This window comes from Prevotella sp. AM23-5 (assembly GCF_003473645.1).
Taxonomy (GTDB): domain Bacteria; phylum Bacteroidota; class Bacteroidia; order Bacteroidales; family Bacteroidaceae; genus Prevotella; species Prevotella copri_A.
In genome coordinates this window covers 25667-46207 of the sequence record NZ_QUCG01000022.1, presented here as the reverse complement: position 1 = coordinate 46207, position 20541 = coordinate 25667, and the positions used below count along the sequence as shown (strand labels likewise).

Here is a 20541-nt window from a genome sequence, read left to right as displayed (position 1 = left end):
TAAAATAAAGAATAGATTAGATAAAGGAGAATAAGATTATGTCAACGATTATTTATCCATCACCGATATTCGGTCCGGTAAACTCCCGCCGTCTGGGAGTTTCACTGGGCATCAACCTTATGCCATCTGATGGCAAGGTCTGCTCATTCGACTGCGTTTATTGCGAATGCGGATTCAACGCCGACTTCCGTCCTAAGAAAAAGCGCCCTACCCGCGAGGAGGTAAGAGAAGGATTGGAGAAGGTTCTGAAAGAGCGCCACGACAACAACCAGCCTCTGGATGACATTACCTTCGCAGGAAACGGTGAACCTACGGGACACCCAGACTTTAAGGGAATCGTGGAAGATACGATGGAACTCTGCAAGAAATATTTCCCTGAAGCACAAGTATCTGTACTCAGCAACGCCACCTATATATATAAGGAGGAAGTGAGAGAGGCGCTGATGCTCGTGGATAACAACATCCTGAAACTGGATACCGTGGATATGGATTACATCAAGAAGCTGGACCGCCCTCAGCAGCCTAACTACGACGTGAAGGATGTGATCAAATATCTGAAAATGTTCAAGGGGCACGTCATCATCCAGACCATGTTCCTGAGAGGTGACGGTTTGGACAATACCAGCGAGCATTTCGTAGCTCCTTGGCTGGAGGCAGTGAAAGATATCCAGCCTCAGCAGGTAATGGTTTATACCATCGCCCGTGAAACACCAGACAAGTTGCTGGAAAAGGCACCAAAGGAAGTACTCGATGCCATCAAGGACCGTGTAGAAGCATTGGGCATCAAGTGTACAGCCAGCTATTAAGAGATAATCAGGATAAGAAAGAAAAGCAAGTAGAAAAAAGAAAGAATGAAAGCGAAAAGTAATATCCTTATTATCAGCGACATGTGTGGCTACGGAAAGGTATCTGCTGCAGTTCAGATGCCTATCCTCTCTTATATGGGACTGGATGTGTTCAATCTGCCCACCATGCTCATCAGCAACACCTTCCCATACGGCAAGTACGCCATACTGGAATGCACTTCGTATATCGAGGAAGCCTTGCAGAAGTGGAACGAACTGGGCATTCACTTCGATGCCATCACCACGGGTTTCATGGCTTCGGAGCGTCAGGCGAAGCTGGTGGCACGCTATTGCAGAGAACAGGCAGCACTGGGCACCGACATCTATGTGGATCCCGTGATGGGCGATTACGGCAAACTCTATGGTGGAGCCAGTGAGAGTACCGTGAGATGCATGAAGGAGATGCTGAGCGTATCGCATCTCTGTTTTCCCAACTATACCGAGGCTTGCCTGCTGACGGATTCGGAATACAAGGAAGAGGGAATCTCGGAGAAGGAAGCCTATGAACTGATAGATAAACTGAGAGCCATCGGTTCCCACTCCGTACTCATCACCTCATGCATCGTAGAGGGTCAGCATGCCGTGGTAGGTTTCAATCATCTTACAGAAGAGTATTTCCTCCTGCCCTACGAAGAAATCCCCGTTCAGTTCCCTGGCACCGGCGACATCTTCTCCAGCATCATCGTGGGCAGACTGAAGGATGGCGATCATCTTCGCCATGCCACCCGCATCGCCATGGATACCCTGCGCAACTGGATAGACATCAACAAGGATGACAAGGACAAGAACCGCGGTATTCCGATAGAAAGGCATCTGGGGGACTTGTAGAAGAAATTGCAAGATAGAAAAACAAGGAATTGATAAAGAGGAAAAAGGGGAACCTGCAAAAACAGATTCCCCATTTTTTATAGTCGATTGATAATAGAGTTATCATTCTGAATCTGACCTTTACGAGCCTTATACTTATTGTGGAAGCTATAAGTCAATGTCAGGCTATAACGGGAGTATGCCTTCTGATAGAACTCATAGTCGAGGACAGGATTGAGCTGATAGCCTTTCTGACGAAAAGTATGGAAGACATCAAATACGCTGAAACCCAGCGACAAGGCATCCTTCAAGAATGTTCGATTATACCCTAAACACACGTAGCCAAGAGGATGACTTTTATAGTTTGCATCTATCGTGCTCGTAGAATATTTTCCCTCCACAGAAATACTACCAATCTTCTTGAAGGTGAAGTAATTGACGCAATTGCCTTTTACCACCCAAATGTGCTTTACATTATAACTCTTTGGAATATCGTCATAATAGCCAGCCAACCCCATGTTGAGATTCCACCAAGGCAAGATTTTCCCATTGAAAGCATAATCAGCCCCCACGATGGTCTCTGAGCCAAAATTGGTTATATCACGATAAGTCTTGTCACCAATCGTCTCAAAATACTCAGCTATCACATCTTTCCTATGCTTATACGAGAAAGACAGAGAATGGTTACCATGCGTCAACTCCCATATAAGGGAGTTACTGATAGATGGCTGCACATTCGGATTGCCAGTTGTATAAAGAACGGCTGAAATACGTTCCTTGTTATTGGTAAGATCACCAAACGAAGGACGGTTGATACTGCTGCTATAAGTAAGACTCATACTGCTCTTGTTATTGAACTTATAAGACAGGTATGCATAAGGAAACCAGTTGGTATATCGCTTATCCACCTCTGTTTTATCAGTCAAGCGATTGATGCCCTTCTGCCAAGTATTCTCCATTCGCATACTCAGATAAGCAAACACCTTCTCTCCAAAGTTCTTCGACAACCCGAGATAAGCAGCCGCAACCTGTTCCTGATACTTCCAATCGCTTGAAGTCAAATCTCCCTCCACGAGATTGTTCCTGATGTTCAATCCTGTGGTTCTGATATTATTCTCATATTTAGAACCTAAGCGAAGCGCCAAACTGCTAGGGAAATTATAACGGAAATCCGTCTGCAAACTTCCTGTATTGGCATTCGAGGTTGATTGATTATACTCATCCGTATGCAAAGGCTCATAATCTTCATAAGATGCTACGAAACTATTGCCCTTATTGGCATGCTTATAATTATAGTTGCCTAATACCTTTAGATAACTGTCTTTCTCATCTATTTTCCAATTGTAAGAAAGCACCGCATTCAGATAATCCGTTTTATTATGGTCGTTCATATCAGAAACACCTTGATACGTCATCTTATTGGCATCAGTAAACTTACAGTAATCACCCGCACTAACAGCATGCCCATTATTGATATTTCCATTCAGCTCAGCGCCAAAGAGATGATGATGCTTCTTATCAATGGCATAGATACTACCCACACGATAGAAATATAACTTTTGCCTATTATCATACGTTTGAGCAACAAGATGATGGGTATCTGTCTCCATAAAATGATGTTGCGTCTCACCATATAGGGCATTTCTTGCCCAGATATAATAAGTAGAGGCATAAACATTCCAACGCTCCGTTCCCAAATTAAAATTCAATAATGGATAATAGGAATAAAACTTACTCGATTCTGGGCTTAGATTTCCCACATATCCCGTGATACTTCCATTAAAACCAGCCCGAATCCTTGTCCTGATATGAACAATACCACCCTTAATGTCGGCATCATGCTCAGCACCATGCGTATCTTGTATCTCAATGCTTTGGATATCATCAGCCTTGATGCTTGAAAGGAAAGACTTCAGTTCCGTTCCTGCCAGTTTTCTGTCATTTACGAAAATGGTTGCCTCTGTATTATTCACCTTGATATTCACTCCTCCGGAAGCATCATCCTGCACCATCACCTTTGGAGCATACTTCAACACATCCGTGGCATTCATAGCCCCGATATTCTTCAGTTCACTCACATTGAAAACGGTCTTGTCTTCCTTGCGTTGGAACAAAGGCTTGTAGGCTTTCACCACCACCTTATTTAATGTATAGGCATCACGGAACAACCGGATACTGCCCATCTTGCCCACATTCACCCGTTTATACTGGGTCTTGTAGCCAACATAGGAGAAACGGACGATGACCTGCTTCTGATGAACAGGAATCACGAAGTCGCCAGAAAGATTGCTCACACCCCCATTCACATAGCTGGAATCCCTGACATCCAGAAGAGCGATGTTGACAAATTCCATCGGTGCGCCCTTATCATTCAACACCCTTCCTATCAGCTTCTGGGGTTCCTTCTGGACACACTCGAAATAGATCTCATCCTTGTCGAAGGTGGCACGGATGGGATAAAAGCCAATTACCTGGGTTACGATATCACGGACATCCTTGTTCTTGAAAGAAGTACTGACGGTGAAATCCTCCAACTCATCGTAGATAAAATTGATTTTATATTGGGGTTGAGCCTTGTCTAGCCAGACCAAGACCTTACTGAACGAAGCCTTGTCGAAAGTATGCGACAAGCGTTGTGCATAGCCTGCCATAAGCGCCATACACAGAAATATCATAAATATGATTCTCTTCATAGTTTCTCTCTTTTTCACAGTTCCTGTCGGATAGGAACAAATCATGCGTATTTACTCTACAATCAACATCTGATTAGCCTCATCAAAGGAAAGATGTACCTTATCAAAGTGATTGATCTTGTCGATGATATCCTGCAGGGAATCCTTGCTATCCCATTGCAGATAAAAACGGATATGTGCTGCTGCCTGGTTGCGGTACTCCACCTTTACCTGCATCTTATCGGCAATATACTCCAAGATGCCAGACAACTCAATATCCTCAAAGATAACAGGGGCTTTCTTGGTTGGTTCTATCTTCAGCCAAGCGTCATCTACCGCAACCTTTGCCTTCTGTTTTTGCGGTGTCTTCACGCTATCTGTCACCAAAGCCGTCTCGTTCTTTTCTGCACGGTTCACAATATGATAAGCCGCATACGAAATGCCCGAAAGCATCAGCAATCCCATAAAGACGGCTGCTATCTTCAACCAGGAAGATTGCTCTATCGGATGATACGCTTTTTCGGAAATATCCAAAGCCTCATCCCCTTGCTTGGAATCAGTATCAGCAAGCTTTGCCTCAAACTCCTTCCAAGCTTTATCCACATCCACAGAGTCTTTCGCCTTCTCATAGGCAAAAGCCCGCTTCAGCAGAACTAACTGATCGTCATTACTCTTGTTGGTCATAACTCTGAATTTTTAAATTGTTCTTTAATCATCTTCGTAATGCTGGAAAGATGTTTCCAGACTGCCACTCGGCTGATACCCAGTTCCTCTCCTATCTCTCCATACTTCATCCCTCCCAGGAATCGCATCTTGAAAATGCACTGCTGTTGTGGGGTGAGATGGGTCTTGGCAAAATGCAGCATCTGCTCCAATTGGAGTTCATCTTCTTCTGGAGATGCAGTCATCTGTTGTTCGCTGGCATAAAGCATAGCGATACGCTGCCGGTTCGTTTTTTGTGAAATGCGCTTGAGGCAACTGTTTCGAACACTCGTTAGCAGATAGTGCTCGACGGTATCTGGCAACAATACGGTATCAGATTCGAGCAATCGTTCAAAGATGTCGCTAACCACATCCTTGCTCTCTTGCTCATCGTAGAGGATGCTGACAGCCATCCCATACATCCGCCCGTAATTCTGCCTGAACAGTGTTGATATTTCTTTCTTTTCCATCACGATTTTTACTAGCTATTACCCTCGAGTAGAGAAAATGCTAACCTATGAATCCAACTTTTTTTTGCAAAAGTACTCATTTTATCCTAAAAAAGAAAAGATAAGGAGGATATTTATTTTGCTGTTTCAAATATTGCACTTGATTATTTGCATATATCAAATAATAATTGTAAATTTGCGGTGGAAATATAAACTTCGATGATTATGGCAAAGGAAAGAATCTATCCCGTTGGGGTGCAAACCTTCAGCGACATCATAGAGGAAGGTATGATCTATGTAGATAAAACCGCCCTCATTTACAATATGGCAAAGAAATACAAATATGTGTTTCTCAGCCGTCCACGCCGTTTTGGTAAGTCCCTGCTAAGCAGTACGCTGCACTCTTACTTTGAAGGAAGGGAAGAGCTTTTCAAAGGACTCGCTATCGAAACTTTGGAGAAAGAATGGACAGAATATCCTGTACTCCATTTCGATCTGTCAACCTTCAAGAACTGCGATTTATCTCTCTTTCCTGAAAAATTCGACATGCAATTACGCAGGTTCGAAAAGCAATTCGGAATAGAAGATATGAGGAAAAGTGCCGGTAACCGCTTAACCCAGCTCATAGAACAGGCAGAATCGATGACCGGCAGAAAAGTCGTTATCATTATTGACGAATACGATGCTCCTCTACTTGATGTGTTGCATGATGAGACCAAACTGGAAGCTGTAAGAACTATCATGCAGGAGTTTTATGCGCCTATTAAAGCCAACAGTTCGCATATTCATTTTGCCTTTATCACGGGAATCACAAAATTCTCTCAACTCAGCATCTTCAGCACCATCAATAATCTTACCAACATCAGTATGGATCCGGAGTTTTCTACCATCTGCGGCATCACCAAGGATGAACTGGACACCGTTCTGAAAGAAGATATTGCTTTGCTGGCTAGCAAAAATCATGTATCATACAAAAGAATGAGAGAATTGCTAAGAGAAAACTATGATGGTTACCACTTCAGCCGGGAAGGTGAAGATATCTTCAATCCATACAGTCTCATGAGAAGTTTTGCGGCAGGATTCATCGACAACTACTGGTATGCTTCGGGTACATCAACCTACCTGATTCATCAGATGCAACATTTCCATACAGATGTCACAACACTTGACGATATGTTTGCCTTTTCCTCATCCTTCGACCGTCCTACGGAAAAGATGAGCGATGCCTTGCCTTTGCTCTACCAAAGCGGCTATCTTACCATCAAAAAGTATGACCCGCTGAGCAATGGATATTATCTAGGCATTCCAAACAAAGAGGTAAGGGCAGGATTAATGGAGAATCTCCTTCCCATCTATTCCGGCAAGAGCGATAGCCAATCCTTAGGTTTTGCAGCACTCTTCTATCGTGACCTGCTGACGGGTAACATAGACCAAGCCATGGAACAGATGAAGGCTTACTTTGCTTCTATTCCATACCCAGAGGGTGGAAAGAGCGTATTGGAGAATATGCAAAAGAGCGAATATTATTATGAGACTATTCTCTACATCGTTCTTTCAATGATGAATGTGGCAACCTATACACAAGTAAAAAGTTGCAGGGGAAGAGCTGATGCAGTAATGTTTGCTCCTACAGCAATCTTTGTCTTTGAGATAAAGATCAACAAACCTGCCCAAGAGGCTTTGGAGCAAATAGACGAGAAAGGTTATATGATTCCTTACTCCGCAGATGAAAGAAAAATATATAAAATAGGTATCAGCTTCAGTACTCAAACCAGAACAGTAGAAGACTGGGAGTTTGAAGAGGTAAAATAGCCCTTCAAGACTCCTACAATAAATATAAATGGAAAAGAAAGAAACAAATACACTCAGTATATTTCAGCGCCCGGTATGGGTAAGCCTGTTCGCCCTTACGGCTGCAATCTCGTGGGGATGGGCTTACCCATTGATCAAAATGGGAATGGAGGAATATCAGATTACAGCAGACATGACCGGAAGCAAGATGCTTTTTGCCGGCATCCGCTTCTTCATCTCCGGCATCATCATCCTGGCCATCGCCAGAAGCTCGCACCGTAAATTCGGATTCAAGAAGAAAGCTGTTCAAGAGAATGTCTGGTTCCTTCTCCTCTATGCACTCCTCAACACCACCCTTCATTATGCCTTCTTCTATTTCGGACTCTCGCATAATGCTGGAGCACGTTCGGCGATACTCAATTCTATGAGCGTCTTCACGGTGATTATCCTTGCCTGCATCTTCTTCAAGAGCGACAGGATGACGTGGCGAAAGGCATTGGGCTGCATCATCGGATTCCTGGGTATCCTAGCCTTGAACCTTGGCGGAAAGGAAAGCGGAAGTTTCACATTCCTGGGCGATGGTATGATTATCCTCAATGCCCTGTGTGGAGCCAGTGCTTCCCTGCTGACCCGAGGATTGAGCAAAAGAGTGGATGTTTTCGTAGGAACCAGTTATTCGCTGAGCATCGGTGGAGCCTTGCTGGTGATTCCTGCATTGTTAATGGGTGGCTATCTGCCAGTCATCAGCCTCTGGGGCATCACAATCCTTCTGCTACTCATCGCCATCTCAACCATCAGTTTCGCTCTCTACAATAAACTATTGAGCTGCAATCCCGTAGGAAAGGTAGCGATATACAATTCGCTCATCCCCGTAGTAGGAGCCATCACCTCCTGTCTCTGTCTGGGCGAAACCTTCTACTGGAAGTATCTGATAGCAGGCGCATTGGCTACTGCCGGAATTTATATCATCAATAAAGGGAAGAAATAAATTCCGGCTGTTGCCCATGCAACCCATATAGAAAGCAAAGCCACCTATTTCAAGATACCCGTTTCGCGCTCCTCATTGTTGATATTCCGCTGTATCTTACGGTATTCCTTTCCCCGATTGATATTCCAGGCAACACCGATACGGAACAAATTACCTCCCGAATTGTCATAACCACAAACCTGCTTACGGAGTAATGCGTTGACGATTTCTGCTGAATAGGATTTCGGATGAGCCATAAACGGATTATGCATATAGAGCGTAAAATCGAAATCACCCATATGATAACTGGCTGAGGCAGCCAATGAAGGAGGATTATGCCCGATGTGCTCTCCCTCCATAAAGTTCCAACCGTTATCAGCATACAGTATCACAGTCCATTTTCCCCAATATCCCTGTAATGTTCCACCATAATTATAAGCGGTATAACAATGACTGTACTCATCGCCCTTATTGAAAAAACGGTAAATACCTGCATTCACAGATAATATAAGGTGGTCGGGGATAATGTCAAACCGGGTATCATTCGTAAGATACAACATATTACAATGAGGCTGATTCGCCTGGGTATAAAGAAACTGATCATTATCCGTGCGGGTGTATTTCGCCAAATTACAATGACGATTGATGCGATAATTCAAGGTAAAATCAGTATTAATCCTTGGTTTACTGAAAGAGAACGCAACCCAGTTCTCATATCTACTGTTAGGCTTAAGCGAAGGATTACCCACAGTCCATTCCATACTGTTCTTTCGAATACGGATATCCGAAATCATAGCTATCTGCGAAATATGCTGTGATAATTCACTTCCCAAGCGGATCTGAAACGAAGATGTCAAGCAATAAGCCAATGTGAGTTTCGGACGACAAAGCCAAAAACTAAAATCCTCATCTCCCTGTCGATAAGACTGATTACTCAACCCGAAGCCAGCTACATAAGTTAAACGGGATGTTCCTTCCTTGAATTGTCCCAAACTTCCCTTGATTTGTGCAAAACCATAAATCCCCAATGAACGGATACCATTCTCGCTAATCACATCACCCAAATACTGATTATCCATATATTTCCAGTTCAAGTTGGTTCCTGCAGAAAAAGTAAAGGGTTTCAACCGGTTTTCATAGATAGCCTCGGCTATGAGCGAATAGGTCTTTCCATCTACCTGATATTGATAGGGTTCGCCCTCACATTCATAATAGGCTCCTTTGGTGTGGATATAAGTACCCAAAACATCTGCCGACAAAGACTGATGCTTGCCCAACTGATGATAGAAATACAAATCGAGAGCAGGAGTAAAATCCCTACCCTTGCTGGTTCTGTAAACAGGATACGCAGGCTTTCCAGATTCAGAAAACCACATCTCATTCGATATATAAGGCTGATTGCTGAAATCCGTGATAAGCGTTGTCTGGAATACATATAAGGCAGAATCAGCCAGATTATACTTCAACTGCAATGTATTATCATAATTTCGAGTTGCCCCATTCATGATTTTTCGAGATATCTGATACTCAGAACCATCATGTAGAAGATATTGAGCATCCTCATTATATTCGGATGCCTTATTATCCACATAAGTCTGCTCATATAAAATATTCAATTGGCTCTTGCCCCTATTGACAGATGCATAGACATCGTTCGAACCGAGCTTGGTAGTTAGCGCATTGGTCAGGTTGAAGCCTAAACTGCCACCCGATGAAGCCCTGCGGGTATGAATATCTATCACGTATGCAATATTCTTTCCATATCTTACGCCAGGGCTGTCGATATAATCTACACTCATAATAGAAGCTACATCCAGCATCTGCACGTCATGCATATTGGCGAGAATGCCATTGATACGAATCTGCACTTCTCCTTTATTATCGGTAGCAGAAATGGAACGGCCAGCCTCATCAACCCTAATATGAGGCAAAGCCAACTTTCCCAAAAGCGAAAAACCAGAAAAAGAACGCTGCTTCTGAATATCGCTTGGGAATATCAACTTGCCATCTTCCTTGTTGACTACTCGTGCCGCCTTCACAACAACCTCTTGCAAGGCTATAGAATCATTCGATACCTTCTGGATCTCCTGGGCACGTATTTCTACACAAGAGATCAATGCCCACAGCATCACCATAGCTGTTAACAATTTACTTTTCTTCATTGTCATCATATACTTTTTCTAAAACTTGTTTTCTGCTGCAAAGGTATTAAAAAGAGAAGACCGAAGCGAAAAATATGACTGACATGAGTCTGACATTTATCAATTAACGAATATTATATCTAGTTTTATACCATCTTTCATAGAATTTCTGTACTTTTGCATTTGAATCTTTAAACAGTATATCATTTAAACAGAATAGATAATATGAAACTGAAAGCATATCATTCCATCCTCATCTTCGCCATCCTTGTGATGTCTGCGGCATTCTCCAGCGTAAGCAACTACCGCAAGGCACAGTATGCCATTGTACAAGATATGAACAAAGCTTTGGCTCTGACTCTTCAGGAAAATAAATATCAATGGATTACGCCTGATACCATCCAGAGCTACCGCTCACATCTCAGCATCGACCTGCTGAAATCGACCAGTAATCTCTGCTATGTGATGGAAGACAGAAGAAGAGGCAAGAACAATTCCCAGTTGGTAAATAGCGCCAACCTGCTCAGCAGCAAAGAGATGCTTCTCAACGAGCATTCTATCCAAAGTTATGCTAACTGTTCGATGGCAGATGTTTTGAGTATGAGCAACCAGCGGACATCTTTGACGCTTACCCTCATGGCTATGATTTGGGCTATTGCATCGCTATACTATCATCGCAGAAAACAACCCTGGAATCATGAGACTGATATGTTCGGCACCATGTGCTATTCTCAAGACGAGGATTCCTTCTACAATCAGGAAAGCGGACAAGCCATCAAGTTTACTCCGATGCAGCACCAGCTGATGCAACTCTTCTTCGACAATACGCATCACCAACTCTCCAAACAGGAGATTTGTGATGCTCTTTGGCCCAAGAAACCGGATGCCAGCGAAACGCTCTATACCTTGATTCGCCGTATCAAACCGGTGATTGAGCTGAATAGCAACCTCATGATAGAATCGGAAAGAGGCAAGTCTTACCGACTGACAATCAGATAAGTTCAGAAATGTCAGCCAAATGTCATACTTATTATTTGGCAGTTTCTCATCTTCTTCATACCTTTGCATCTAAAATATAAAAGTAGCAAAGATATGAAGAAGATTTTTTTGATAGCAGTTGTCTTGCTGATGATGATAAACTTCATCATCAACTATCATCATGAGGTTACGAAAGAGAAGCATATACCGATGGCGGATTTCAAGACCAAGGTAGAGATGGCGCCCATGAAGGAATACAATGACCCTGACTTCGGCTACGTTGTCAAGTATCCTTGCTTCTTCCAGCAGGAGGATACTTCGGTATCGGGATACCCGGGCTATGCCCGCTTCTCATTCACTAATCATGCCAACATCATCCTGGAGAGTTACGTTACCCCCAACTATAGCAACACCCTCCAGGCTTGTGCCGATTCTCTAGCCCAGAAGCTTCATTCGGAAAGGACGATGCAGGCATCGAATAAGGCATTCATCCTCTCCGGTCCTGTCTATGAAAACGGAGTAAGAGTAGATGGCTACAGTCATTACGATAAATTCATCAAAAGTGGCAGAATACTCTTCGTCTATTCCCTCACCTATCCCGACAGCTACAAGCCAGCCATGCCCCGACTATTCAAACTCATAGACGACTGGAAGGTTTTAGGTGCATATTAATCTGCCTTGAAGATATCCTCGTAAGCCTCTTGGGATTGTATAAATACAACAATCCCGAGGAAACGTATCTTTAGAAATCTTTCCTCGGGATTTATCCACAAAAATGTTACAAGAAACACTCTTACTTATTTGTCCGGCTCCAATTCCTCTATTGCACAAATGGCTTGTAGCTCGACCTTTTTAATGTGAGGATAAGTCTTCTTATAATTATCTGTCACATCTTTAAAGATACTCTCACCGTCACTATAGAATGTAGCCAAGACAACTGCTCTATAATCTTTGAAAGGCAACAAATACCAAACTTCTGTATTATCAGCATTTTGTTGGATGTTAAGAACTCCCTCCATACGAGTATTTCCTTCACTATCAGTTATGGTAAGTCTTTTGGTTATAACACCAAAAGGATTATTAGTAGGAGTACGGAAAGTATAATATTTATAGAACTTGTCGTTCTCTATGGCATCGGCTGCAATAGCTGCGGAATCCTCGGAAGAAACGCCTTCAACTAAACATTTTCTATTTACCACATACATCGTTCTATATATCTTCCAACGGGCAGTCCAATTTTTTACTTCTACCTTTAAGATAGCAGAGTTTCCGTCTGAGTCGGTTACGGTTATAGTAACATTTCCCTCAGAAACGCCACTTACGTATATCTCCTTCTCAGACTCATTTGAAGAACACGAAACCTTGGCAACACTATCATCAGAAGAAGTTGCTGATACTTTACCTTTAGCTCCATTAACATTCACCTTGCTGCCACTATCGGTATAGGTTGTAAGAGTGTTAATAACAATCTGCTTACCAGTAATTATATCACCGGTTACTTCGTCTTCAGTGAGCTGAATTCCAGAATCATCATCGCTACAACTTGTCAAACAGAGCAAAGCTGCTAATGCCATAAGAATCATTCTAATTTTCATACGCTTCTTTATATTAAAGGGTTATAACTAATTAATAAACGCAACTAGTTTTCAAAACTTGCATGAGATTTCTCTTTTTACTTTTTTATATTCTATCACTCTACAAGAGAGTATTACTTTTACGTATTGCTCAAATTCAATATGTACCAACAAGAAGTAGTGAAGAAATTTCTTGCATACTTAATTTTCCAAACAAAACGAGGCAACAGCGATGGAGTAAGCTGGAACTTCTGCTTATAATGAGGATTGATAAACCAAAACTTCTTGTCAACAACAGAGAATTCACATCTTTTTATCAATTTTTCAAATAACTCTATACTTGTCCTGCACTCTTTTATGCTCATCAGCTCGCTTATAGTACCCTCTTCCTCTTTGCATAGTTTCAATAATGAATTATACATAGAGTTTGGTAGCAAATGTATGAATGGAAAGTGCGAACAGAGTTTGCTTCGGCAAATCTGTTGATGTCCACCAAACGGCATCTGCCATGCAGGGAATCCGACAAAGAGAACGCCTGTTGACTTTAGAAAACTTTTGAGGTGTAACAGAAATTCTCCTTTCGCTGGAACATGTTCTATTACATCATGTAATAGTATCACGTCAAACTTTTCCTCTTCATTGATTGGCGCATGGTATTTCATAAAGTCGCAACACACGAATGTGGCATTTTCGCAGATTTCCGAAAAGTATGCTTTCGCATCTATTATTCTGCATTCTGCTATGTCTATTCCTGTAACTCTACAGCCAAGTTGGGCAAAAGGGACTAAATTGCCTCCTTCGCCACAACCCACCTCTAATACTCTACTTTTCGAAGTCAACTTTTTGAAAGTTGATAAGTAGCTGACGTAAAACTCTTTAGAGGTAATTTCCAAGTCATGGAAGTACATCTTTCTATCTGTATGTCTTTTCTGCATATCTATATAATGTTTTGACCTTTTATCATATAGATACAAATTTGCCAAAAAGACTGCATGCGAAAAGAGACTTTTTACCAAGAGAACCTTATTCCAAACGGAACGGTAAATGTGAATGGACGTTCTGTCCAAGCATTCTTAATACAGCTACCATTTGGAATGTACCAATTCATGGTTGGTTCTATAAACAGATTCAGATTTGGTGCAAACTGATATTGGATTCCGATGTTTGTATTAACAGACCACTGTATCGGGAGCGTCAGTTTCCAATCTGTTGTGTATGCAGACTTATCTCCGACGATATAATCTGCATCCGTTTTTCCATATATAGGAATCAGAATACCAGTGCCTACAGAACCATAAGTTGACAATCTCTTGAACTTCATAAATTGATAAGACAGTTTGAAAGGAACACCAAGATAGTGGAGCTTTTGTTCCTTGTCAACACGATAGCTGCCAGTACCAAGAATGAGATATGATTTCAGATAAGAATATTGAAGTCCTGTCTCTAAACTCCATCTTTTACCTATGTTTTTATTTACAGCAATGCTCAATGTTATTGGCTTGTCATGATGTTCTACTTCTACTATTTTTCCACTATTGTGGTCTGCAATATCTGCCATGGCTACATTTTCTGTAGTAGGGTCTGCCTGGGATATGCGATGTAGCTCTTTTGCATAGTCTTCCCATGTCGTGAAATACTTCCCAGAAGGGTTGGTTGGGTCTGTTGGCTGGTCCGGACCAGAAGGCAAATCATTAGTAATATCGTTACTTTTCATAAACTTACATACACTCTGTACAAGAGTCGTACCCAAAGAACCTGCAGCCAGTAATTGCCACTTATTCCTTTTGTGAACCTCAAGATTTTCTGTAATCCATGATTCCTTATAGAGATTAGGGGCGATGATAGAATCTTTTACCAAGATACTATCAGTTCTATTTACAGCAAACTGCTTTTCATCTCGCAATGTATCTGTTATATTTGCAATTATATTATGTTTTATTTCCGTTGTGTCATCACGCATTGCTGCTATAGTCTCTATGGTTAGTATCTTGTGATAATGAGTACATGAATTCTGCTTTGGGGTACAGTTTGTAGAGTCAACATCGTTCTTTGATGCTGGACTAACTGGACCTTTTATTTTACGTCTGCGTGTTATATTGGTATCATTTTCTGAAATAAGCTGTTTTTTGGTTATAAGTTGCTTATATACAGGAATAATGATGAGAACCAATACCATAATTAGTATTGTTCTCTGGCTCAATTTGTTTCTCAACAAAGCCTTAGCTCTCGCTAATTGCGAAGAAGAACTGTGTGGAGCGATATCAAGCAATTTTGCAATTTCCTGATGAGACAAACCATCTAGCACAGAAAGCTTGAAAACCTTTTTGTATCCAACTGGTAATTTATCGATTTCAGCCATAATATCCTCGTATTGGATAGAAGATACTGTATTTCTACAATCATCACAGCTGTCAATCACACTTTCATCTATGTCTGATAAAGAAATATATCTAAATGTATTACCCTTTTCTTTGTATTTTAATGCAAGATTAGAAGTTATACTTGTAAGCCATTGACCGAATCTGTTAGGATTCTTCAAATCTTTCAAAGATACAAGCGCTAGTATAAATGCATCTTGGACAAGGTCATCAATGACATCCTTGTCCTCTTTAAGAATATTGATACATATACCTTTCATTTTAGGATAATATATCTGATACAATGTGCTGAAAGCACTATTATCTCCTTGTTTTGCTTTAAATACTAAAGTTTGTATATTTGAATCCATGAGTATATTATTTTGCACAATTTATCTATATATAGATATGAAACCAGCATGAATACTGCACGAAAAATCGTTAAAGAACATAAAAGCGCTTGATTATTTGCATATATCAAATATTAATTGTAAATTTGCGGTGGAAATATAAACATCGAAGATTATGGCACTTAAGTTATATCCATTAGGCATACAGACTTTCGAGCGAATCCGCAAGGAAAACAAGCTCTATATCGACAAGACGGAATACGTTTACCGCCTGACTCACACCAGCGGTACCTATTTCTTCTTGGGACGTCCACGCCGCTTTGGAAAATCCCTATTTCTCACCACCCTCCAGAGTTACTTTGAAGGCAAGAAAGACTTATTCAATGGTCTTGCCATCGAAAAGCTGGAAAAGGAGTGGACAGAATATCCTGTGCTCCACTTTGATTTGAGCGGAGGCAAACACATGAATAAAGAACAGCTGGAGAGATATCTCGCATTCATTCTGGAAACAGAAGAGAAGATATGGGGTATCACACAGCCACAAATTGATGCCAATAACCGATTGACAGAACTGATCAATACTGCATACGAGAAATCCGGAAAACAGGTAGTCGTACTTATTGATGAATATGATGCACCCATGCTGGATGTGGCTCACGAGCAAGAACAATTGGATACCTTACGCAATATCATGCGCAACTTCTTCAGTCCTTTGAAATACAGCGAAGCTAAACTGCGCTTTGTCTTCCTGACGGGCATCACCAAGTTCTCGCAAGTCAGCATCTTCAGCGAACTGAACAACATCACCAACATATCCATGAATGATGATTATGCTGGTATCTGTGGCATCACCAAAGAAGAACTTCTGATGCAGATGTCGGAAGATATTGACGAACTTGCCCGAAGAAGAAACATAACGAAAGAACAAGTCATCGACAAGTTAAAAGAGAATTATGACGGCTATCATTTTACAAGATTCTCACCCGATATCTTCAATCCATATAGCCTGCTGAATTGCTTTGCTGAAAACAAGTTCGGATCCTATTGGTTTACTTCCGGCACTCCAACTTATCTCATCAATATGATGCGCAAATATCAGGTAGTTCCTACAGATATCATCACCCGAGTGGAGGCTGATGCCAGTGAGTTTGATGCTCCTACGGAGAATATGCCAACCATCATGCCGCTGCTTTACCAAAGTGGATATATCACAATCAAGGAATATCATGAAGACTACAACTATTACGTTCTTGATGTTCCTAACAAGGAGGTGAAAATGGGACTGACCAAGGCACTGATTCCATCATACGTCACACAAAATACACTTGCAACAACCAATACTGCCCGTCGTATCGCACAGGCATTGGATAAGCAGAATATGGAGGAGGCATTAACCTTACTCCAGACATTTCTGGGAACCGTTCCTTACTGCAACAACGCTCATTATGAGGGACATTACCAGCAAATGCTCTTCATCATATTCTCTCTGCTTACAGACTATCAGGTGGACGTTGAAGTTCATACACCCAACGGCAGAGTTGACATCGTATTGCTCACCCATACAGACCTTTTCCTGTTGGAGATTAAGTTGGACAGGAGTGCGAAGTCTGCAATGCGGCAAATCAACCTGAAGAACTATCACAAACGATTTGCGCTAAGCGGCAAGCCAATGACCAAGGTCGGCATCAACTTCGACAGTAAAACTGGGAATATCGAAAATTGGATAATCGAAAAAGCATAAGATAAAAAATGCTTTTACCTTATTTATCCCCTATCACCAAACGCTATTTATCCTTTCTTTTTATACACAAAAGTGTAATTCTTAAGCCGCACTCTTGAGAAATACACTTTTGTGTCAAAGGCTTTTTCCTATAAAGCTATACTTTTGCAGCAGAAAATAAATGAATCAAGCAAAACTGTAGCAATATGAAGGAAAAAGTAATTTTTACCACAGCGTTGTGCCTCTCGGCTATGACTCCGATGATGGCGCAGAATATCACCGGCAAGGTGATGAATACCAAGGGAGAACCTTTGGCGTTTGCCAATGTAGTATTATTGAATAGAACTGACTCAGCTTTCGTCAAGGGTGCTGTGAGTGGAGAGGATGGCAGCTTTGCCATCGACTCTTCCTGCAACAGCGGAATCATCAAGGTGACATCCGTAGGTTATAAGACTATCTGCATGGATTGCACTGGCGAGAATGTGGGCATTATCAAGATGGAAGAAGACAGTAAGATGCTCGGCGAAGTTGTCGTGAAGTCATCCCTGCCTAAGACTATCCTGAAGAATGGCGGAATGACGACAACCGTTGTCGGATCCGTACTTGAGAAGGCAGGAACCATGGAGAACCTGCTCGACCGCATCCCTAACGTTTCTGCCCAGAATGGCAGCATCAAGATATTCGGTCGCGGTGAGCCTGTTATCTATATCAATGGACGACAGATGAGAGACAAGAGCGAGCTGGACCGTTTGCATTCCGACAACATCAAGTCGGTGGAAGTCATCACTAACCCTGGTGCTCGTTACGCAGCCAGCACCAAGGCGGTCATCCGTATCACAACTAAGAAGATACAAGGCGAGGGCTTCGGATTTGATGCCTCAACCGCAGGTGAATATGATGAAAAGAAAAACTTAGGTGGATATAGCCGATTGAATATGAGCTATCGCAAGAATGGCTTGGAGCTGGGCGCATACGCCTTTGGGGCAAGACAATATCAACCCGACAACAAAGACTTGCAGCAGAAGACTTATCTTGACAAGGCTTGGAACCAGAAGAGTGAAATCAGACAAGTAGGTATTCTCGAAGCCATGAACTTCCGCTTGGATGCCAGCTATCAGTTGGATGCCAACAACTCGATAGGCGCCAACTTTGGTTTTCTTAGAAATCCTAAACAAACATGGAACGGCGATATGAGTTCTTTGATATTGCAAAACGAAGAATTGTCTGAAAGTTCTGATAGTCATGCTGATTTCTTTTGGCAGAAGAATAATCTTTCAAGCAATATTTACTATGTAGGAAAGATTGGTAAGCTCAGCATCGATTTCAATACCGACTGGCTATGGTCGAAGGAATACCAGAACGATGTTACCAAAGAGCAATACCAGGAAGTGGAGATGAATGCACAAAGCCAAACGGCTCATAGCTTGACTAACAAGGACTATCATCTGCTCGCTTCCAAGCTGGTGCTTTCTTACCCATTATTAGGAGGAAATCTGTCTTTGGGTGGTGAATATTCCAATACCCATCGTACCTCAAAGTATCAGGTTGTGCCAACCAACTTGGTATCGGATGACGACAGCCGTATTACAGAAAGCATGACATCCTCATTCTTGACCTATTCAAGAGATTTCGGTAATCTGAGTTTGGAGGCAGGTATGAGATACGAGTACATCGACTTCAATTACTATGAATATGGCAAGTATGTGCCTGGGCAAAGCAAGTCGTATGGCAATTGGTTCCCATCGCTCAGCTTATCGATGCCTGTGGGCAAGGTACAGATGCAGCTGAGCTATGCAGCCGACATTAATCGTCCTTCCTATCATAATTTACGCAGTGGCATTCAGTATGATAACCGATACACGTATGAAACGGGAAATCCATTTCTGGTATCTCAGATAAGTAGAAATCTCAACTACGAGTTGGCTTACAAATGGTTGACATTCGACATGACCTACAGCCATACTTCCAATCCGATTATATCCACAGTGGAGACTTATAAGGATAATCCTGCAATAGGCTTGATGAAGCCTGTGAATGGGAATTCGTATAATGACGTAGAGGCATCCATCAACTTGCGCCCTTCGTTTGGCATTTGGTATCCTTCGTTTACCGCATCCATTGACAAGCAATGGTTTGATATGGAGACGCACGATGGGAAATCGCTCAATAAGCCAATGGCTTCATTCCGTTTTGACAACACCCTCAACACCAAATTAGGAATGTTTACGTGGATGATGTCGTATATCACGAAAGGCCATGAGAAGAACCAGTATCTGTACAAGCCAATGTTTTGCATGAATGTTTCCGCGTATAAGGCTTTCTTGAAGGATCGTTTGTCGTTTCAGCTCTTCATCTATGATTTGTTCGGGACAAACGATAGCCATATGATTGCTCATTTTGGCAAAATAAAGGAAATGGTGTATGATGGACTGTCAACAAGCAAAGTGTCGCTTACTGTACGATATAAGTTCAACACTACAAGAAGCAAATATAAGGGTACGGGTGCTGGAGAAAGTCAGAAGAACAGAATGTAATCTGTCTATCTGCAGCATCCGGTAATGGTGTAATGACAAAAAATCTCTCTATAAATGAACAACCCAATAAAATTGTTGATTAGTGGCGCAGACATGGGAGGCTTGATAGCTTCCTGTGCCTTGCACCATGACTTCCATAAAAGCTCTCGGCAGGAAGATAGATTTCAAATCTATCGCATAGAAAAGGATACGCTGACGATGGAAGATGTGGATGCATACGACTTGTCGGGCATCCGGTATGCGGTGAACGCAACCTTGCATGACAACGAAGCCTCTTTCGCTTTCGATGAGAAATGCAAGGAACGGGGCATTACAGTTATCCATGCCGTCAATCTTGGCAAGGCTGCCTTTCTCGCTGTAGAGAAACCGAAAGGCTATCCATTCAGCGAAGTAATGAAAAAAGGAACGGATGATTTCCGGAGCTCACTGGGCAAGTATATCTCGCAGTACGGTATGTTCTGGCAGATGCCTGTACCTTGGATAGATGAAGCCATCAGGCACTATTCCAAGGAGTCTTTCCCGCAACTGGGCATCGGGGCATACATTGCCGCTGGCTATTGTGCCAACATCCTCGTAAACCTTTTGGAAGGCAAGGAGGTGAAATACTTCCCCAAGTTCTATCTCTCGCCTTTGTTGGAAGAGATATGATTGCGA

At 42.1% G+C, this 20541-nt stretch carries 16 protein-coding genes; 9 read left to right on the top strand and 7 right to left on the bottom strand.

Features of this window, described 5'->3' with window-relative positions; translation table 11 throughout:
- Window positions 1-38 precede the first annotated feature (38 nt).
- Together DW657_RS07335 and DW657_RS07330 are read left to right on the top strand one after the other, a co-directional pair.
- On the top strand, window positions 39-806 hold the full coding sequence (locus DW657_RS07335; RefSeq protein ID WP_117692488.1) for a radical SAM protein: 768 nt from the start codon (window positions 39-41) through the stop codon (window positions 804-806).
- A 45-nt stretch (window positions 807-851) separates the two neighbouring features.
- Entirely contained in the window at window positions 852-1673 is an 822-nt protein-coding gene (locus DW657_RS07330; RefSeq protein ID WP_117663641.1) for a bifunctional hydroxymethylpyrimidine kinase/phosphomethylpyrimidine kinase, read from the top strand.
- A 77-nt stretch (window positions 1674-1750) separates the two neighbouring features.
- Here DW657_RS07330 and DW657_RS07325 read toward each other — a convergent pair whose 3' ends face one another.
- From DW657_RS07325 to DW657_RS07315, 3 genes are read right to left on the bottom strand one after another with little or no spacing between them, the layout of a single operon-like run.
- Window positions 1751-4345 carry an outer membrane beta-barrel family protein gene (locus DW657_RS07325; protein WP_158577329.1) on the bottom strand — a complete coding sequence of 865 codons (2595 nt, stop codon included), beginning with the start codon at window positions 4343-4345 and terminating at the stop codon, window positions 1751-1753.
- A gap of 51 nt (window positions 4346-4396) precedes the next feature.
- Window positions 4397-5008, bottom strand: a complete 612-nt coding sequence (locus tag DW657_RS07320) for a FecR domain-containing protein (protein WP_118311979.1) — start codon at window positions 5006-5008, stop codon at window positions 4397-4399.
- Window positions 5005-5496, bottom strand: coding sequence for an RNA polymerase sigma factor (locus DW657_RS07315; RefSeq protein ID WP_118311978.1), 492 nt, complete (start codon window positions 5494-5496; stop codon window positions 5005-5007). The genes DW657_RS07320 and DW657_RS07315 overlap by 4 nt, the downstream gene beginning before the upstream one ends.
- Window positions 5497-5700: 204 nt before the next feature.
- On the opposite strand from DW657_RS07315, the gene DW657_RS07310 reads away from it, so the two are divergent.
- Both DW657_RS07310 and DW657_RS07305 read left to right on the top strand, forming a co-directional pair.
- Entirely contained in the window at window positions 5701-7287 is a 1587-nt protein-coding gene (locus tag DW657_RS07310; protein ID WP_118311986.1) for an ATP-binding protein, read from the top strand.
- A 28-nt stretch (window positions 7288-7315) separates the two neighbouring features.
- Window positions 7316-8254, top strand: coding sequence for a DMT family transporter (locus DW657_RS07305; protein ID WP_118311977.1), 939 nt, complete (start codon window positions 7316-7318; stop codon window positions 8252-8254).
- Window positions 8255-8298: 44 nt separating this feature from the next.
- Here the strand turns inward: DW657_RS07305 and DW657_RS07300 are convergent, their stop codons facing one another.
- Window positions 8299-10395 carry a hypothetical protein gene (locus tag DW657_RS07300; RefSeq protein WP_147381904.1) on the bottom strand — a complete coding sequence of 699 codons (2097 nt, stop codon included), beginning with the start codon at window positions 10393-10395 and terminating at the stop codon, window positions 8299-8301.
- A 204-nt stretch (window positions 10396-10599) separates the two neighbouring features.
- Between DW657_RS07300 and DW657_RS07295 the strand changes: the two genes are divergently transcribed.
- The gene (locus DW657_RS07295) at window positions 10600-11373 is read left to right on the top strand and encodes a helix-turn-helix domain-containing protein (RefSeq protein WP_233546654.1); all 774 of its coding nucleotides are present in this window, start codon (window positions 10600-10602) and stop codon (window positions 11371-11373) included.
- A gap of 93 nt (window positions 11374-11466) precedes the next feature.
- Window positions 11467-12024 carry a hypothetical protein gene (locus DW657_RS07290; RefSeq protein WP_118311975.1) on the top strand — a complete coding sequence of 186 codons (558 nt, stop codon included), beginning with the start codon at window positions 11467-11469 and terminating at the stop codon, window positions 12022-12024.
- A gap of 125 nt (window positions 12025-12149) precedes the next feature.
- On the opposite strand, the gene DW657_RS07285 is transcribed toward DW657_RS07290, so the two are convergent.
- From DW657_RS07285 to DW657_RS07275, 3 genes are all read right to left on the bottom strand, one after another.
- On the bottom strand, window positions 12150-12947 hold the full coding sequence (locus tag DW657_RS07285) for an Ig-like domain-containing protein (RefSeq protein ID WP_118079266.1): 798 nt from the start codon (window positions 12945-12947) through the stop codon (window positions 12150-12152).
- A 119-nt stretch (window positions 12948-13066) separates the two neighbouring features.
- A complete protein-coding gene (locus DW657_RS07280; protein WP_118311984.1) occupies window positions 13067-13861 on the bottom strand; it encodes a bifunctional 2-polyprenyl-6-hydroxyphenol methylase/3-demethylubiquinol 3-O-methyltransferase UbiG in 795 nt (264 codons plus the stop codon).
- A 74-nt stretch (window positions 13862-13935) separates the two neighbouring features.
- Entirely contained in the window at window positions 13936-15654 is a 1719-nt protein-coding gene (locus tag DW657_RS07275; RefSeq protein ID WP_118311974.1) for a sigma-70 family RNA polymerase sigma factor, read from the bottom strand.
- 154 nt (window positions 15655-15808) lie between these two features.
- On the opposite strand from DW657_RS07275, the gene DW657_RS07270 reads away from it, so the two are divergent.
- The 3 genes from DW657_RS07270 to DW657_RS07260 all read left to right on the top strand — a co-directional run bounded on the left by DW657_RS07270 (window position 15809) and on the right by DW657_RS07260 (window position 20535).
- Entirely contained in the window at window positions 15809-17374 is a 1566-nt protein-coding gene (locus tag DW657_RS07270) for an ATP-binding protein (protein ID WP_118311973.1), read from the top strand.
- 185 nt (window positions 17375-17559) lie between these two features.
- On the top strand, window positions 17560-19887 hold the full coding sequence (locus tag DW657_RS07265; RefSeq protein ID WP_118311972.1) for a TonB-dependent receptor domain-containing protein: 2328 nt from the start codon (window positions 17560-17562) through the stop codon (window positions 19885-19887).
- 54 nt (window positions 19888-19941) lie between these two features.
- Window positions 19942-20535: a hypothetical protein gene (locus tag DW657_RS07260; protein WP_147381903.1), complete on the top strand. Its 594-nt coding sequence runs from the start codon at window positions 19942-19944 to the stop codon at window positions 20533-20535.
- The last annotated feature ends 6 nt before the right edge of the window (window positions 20536-20541 follow it).

What these genes read in the sequence shown, in the direction of transcription:
- DW657_RS07335 (WP_117692488.1), top strand. Translation starts at nt 39, where the DNA reads ATGTCAACGATTATTTATCCATCACCGATATTCGGTCCGGTAAACTCC.
- DW657_RS07330 (WP_117663641.1), top strand. Translation starts at nt 852, where the DNA reads ATGAAAGCGAAAAGTAATATCCTTATTATCAGCGACATGTGTGGCTAC.
- DW657_RS07325 (WP_158577329.1), bottom strand. Translation starts at nt 4,345, where the DNA reads ATGAAGAGAATCATATTTATGATATTTCTGTGTATGGCGCTTATGGCA.
- DW657_RS07320 (WP_118311979.1), bottom strand. Translation starts at nt 5,008, where the DNA reads ATGACCAACAAGAGTAATGACGATCAGTTAGTTCTGCTGAAGCGGGCT.
- DW657_RS07315 (WP_118311978.1), bottom strand. Translation starts at nt 5,496, where the DNA reads ATGGAAAAGAAAGAAATATCAACACTGTTCAGGCAGAATTACGGGCGG.
- DW657_RS07310 (WP_118311986.1), top strand. Translation starts at nt 5,701, where the DNA reads ATGGCAAAGGAAAGAATCTATCCCGTTGGGGTGCAAACCTTCAGCGAC.
- DW657_RS07305 (WP_118311977.1), top strand. Translation starts at nt 7,316, where the DNA reads ATGGAAAAGAAAGAAACAAATACACTCAGTATATTTCAGCGCCCGGTA.
- DW657_RS07300 (WP_147381904.1), bottom strand. Translation starts at nt 10,395, where the DNA reads ATGAAGAAAAGTAAATTGTTAACAGCTATGGTGATGCTGTGGGCATTG.
- DW657_RS07295 (WP_233546654.1), top strand. Translation starts at nt 10,600, where the DNA reads ATGAAACTGAAAGCATATCATTCCATCCTCATCTTCGCCATCCTTGTG.
- DW657_RS07290 (WP_118311975.1), top strand. Translation starts at nt 11,467, where the DNA reads ATGAAGAAGATTTTTTTGATAGCAGTTGTCTTGCTGATGATGATAAAC.
- DW657_RS07285 (WP_118079266.1), bottom strand. Translation starts at nt 12,947, where the DNA reads ATGAAAATTAGAATGATTCTTATGGCATTAGCAGCTTTGCTCTGTTTG.
- DW657_RS07280 (WP_118311984.1), bottom strand. Translation starts at nt 13,861, where the DNA reads ATGCAGAAAAGACATACAGATAGAAAGATGTACTTCCATGACTTGGAA.
- DW657_RS07275 (WP_118311974.1), bottom strand. Translation starts at nt 15,654, where the DNA reads ATGGATTCAAATATACAAACTTTAGTATTTAAAGCAAAACAAGGAGAT.
- DW657_RS07270 (WP_118311973.1), top strand. Translation starts at nt 15,809, where the DNA reads ATGGCACTTAAGTTATATCCATTAGGCATACAGACTTTCGAGCGAATC.
- DW657_RS07265 (WP_118311972.1), top strand. Translation starts at nt 17,560, where the DNA reads ATGAAGGAAAAAGTAATTTTTACCACAGCGTTGTGCCTCTCGGCTATG.
- DW657_RS07260 (WP_147381903.1), top strand. Translation starts at nt 19,942, where the DNA reads ATGAACAACCCAATAAAATTGTTGATTAGTGGCGCAGACATGGGAGGC.